Here is a 2155-nt window from a genome sequence, read left to right as displayed (position 1 = left end):
ATATACAAATGAGTGCTAAATATTATTTTGAAAACAGAAAATTCAGAACTTAAAATGAAGACCAACCCTTACCTGTACGCTTAAATACCCCTCTCTGATTTAAGATAACAACAAATTGAATATTTTTTTAACATAATATCAGCTCCCCTCAATTGCTGACATTGTGTAAACTTCGACGGAACTCCCGTTATTCTCCTTCCTATTATCCTACTTTATATTGCATATTTTCAAACAAAATTCGACATTTTACTTCGCCACATTTATTGTAATTATTACTTAACAAATAGTATCACCTGTTTAGAACAATAAAAAAAGAACCGATTAACCATATTAATCAGTTCGGCACGACGCTCTTTTATCGGGATTACCTTATCCAACGCATCACTAAAATTAATAGAAATACTCATAATGCAAATCCATAATTCGTCCCACAGCCTATTGCACCAAATCCTCCATAACTTCATTCCCAATAACTATTGGGATATCCCCATCCCTAGGGTTCCACTCCTTCCATAAAAGTCAAACTACCTTTCCTTTATAATTTATGTAGGACAATTATCGATTTGTATGTGTGTTTGCCTATAAATAAAAAAATCCCTATTTTAACTTTTCCTTCTAGAAAGGTAAGTTTTTTGCATAACCTCTTTCTAGCTTCGCATATATTTGTAATGATGATAAAGGAGGAATGTTCATGACTCAATCCGAAATTGAAAAGTATGGACAAGAAGCTGCACGTTACGAACAGCTCGCTCGTTACTATCAATATAGCAATCCTAAAAGATATGTAGAACTCTATATGAAATACCATGATGCAATTACAAAACTTGTACAAGCATATGAAAAGAGAGATTCACAAGAAGCAACTTTACCGTCACATATGAGAATTTTTCACACAGCTCCCCATACACCAGCAGTTGATATTATAATAAACGGACAAAAGGTTATTAAAAATATTTCTTTTAAACAATTCAGTCCTTATTTATCATTAGTACAAGGTAAATACCGTATTGATATTGTCCCTGTCGGAAACGAAACTCCAATATTCTCAGCATTAGTACCAATAATGGGGAATCACGCTTATACCCTTGCAGCGGTCAATAGCGATAATCATCTCCAATTACAACCTATTCTTGATAATACTCATTTACCATCTGGTCAAGCAAAAATACGGTTTGCACATTTTTCACCAGACACTCCAGTAGTAAATGTAAATTTAAAAGATGGGGATCATTTATTTGAAAATGTACTCTTTAAACAAATAACAGATTTTTTACAAGTTAGCCCTGGTACAGCAGATATTGAAGTTTCACTTGCGGATACAAAAAAAGTACTATTAACCATTCCGAAATTCAACGTTGAACCAAATACAATTTACACAATTTCAATGGTAGGTTATTCAACTGAGGATCCAAAATTAGAGACCGTTATACTTACAAATTAAAACAGTCTACACCATTCGTATGGTGTAGACTGTTTACTTGTGAAACGTAATTTGAAATTCTGTCCAATCGTTATTCGAACGACACAATATGGATCCATTATGTTTTTCTACAATTTGTTTACATACAAATAATCCGATACCAGTTCCTAGCTTTTTAGTAGTTACAAATGGCTCAAAAATAGTCTCTACATTTTCTGCTGGAATCATAGGTCCATTATTTTTTATAACAATGCGCACAGCCTGATCCTCTTCAAATACATCAATGATAATTTTCCGCTCTTCTTTCACCGATTCAAGAGCATCAATCGAATTCATTAAAATATTTAAAACTACTTGCCTCACTTCACTCCGGTAACCAACGAGTGGAATAGGATACGGCAAATTCTTTTCAATCAAAACATTTGCATTAACTAAACTTGGATATAAGAATTGTATAGTATCTTGAAATAAGTCATTTAGCCAAAAACGTTCCGATTCATTCCACATTTCTTTTTTCGATACAAGTAAAAATTGCGAAATCCTAAAATTCAATTGATCTAATTCATGTGAAATAATATCTAAATACGATAGGTTAGGATGGTCTGTCTTCAATAGCTTGACAAATCCCATAATCGAAGTTAACGGATTACGAAATTCATGCACAAAACTAGCCGACATTTGCCCTAGAATCGTAAGCCTTTCTTTATGTGTTTCATTTATATATTGCTGTTTTTC

The 2155-nt window shown here is 32.9% G+C and carries 1 protein-coding gene and 1 pseudogene; one reads left to right on the top strand and one right to left on the bottom strand.

What is annotated here, in order from left to right:
• Positions 1-691: 691 nt before the first annotated feature.
• The gene (locus AB3X48_RS21445; protein WP_002148186.1) at positions 692-1441 is read left to right on the top strand and encodes a DUF4397 domain-containing protein; all 750 of its coding nucleotides are present in this window, start codon (positions 692-694) and stop codon (positions 1439-1441) included.
• 33 nt (positions 1442-1474) lie between these two features.
• On the opposite strand, the pseudogene AB3X48_RS21440 reads toward AB3X48_RS21445, so the two are convergent.
• Positions 1475-2155 (bottom strand): annotated as a pseudogene (locus tag AB3X48_RS21440) (BA2291 family sporulation histidine kinase); the annotation flags it as partial.

The sequence above is a fragment of the Bacillus sp. S4 genome, from assembly GCF_040838205.1.
GTDB classification, from domain to species: Bacteria; Bacillota; Bacilli; order Bacillales; family Bacillaceae_G; genus Bacillus_A; species Bacillus_A cereus_U.
Note: the sequence above shows the minus strand (reverse complement) of the source record. Positions and strands in the feature narration are given on the sequence as shown.

What these genes read in the sequence shown, in the direction of transcription:
- AB3X48_RS21445 (WP_002148186.1), top strand. Translation starts at nt 692, where the DNA reads ATGACTCAATCCGAAATTGAAAAGTATGGACAAGAAGCTGCACGTTAC.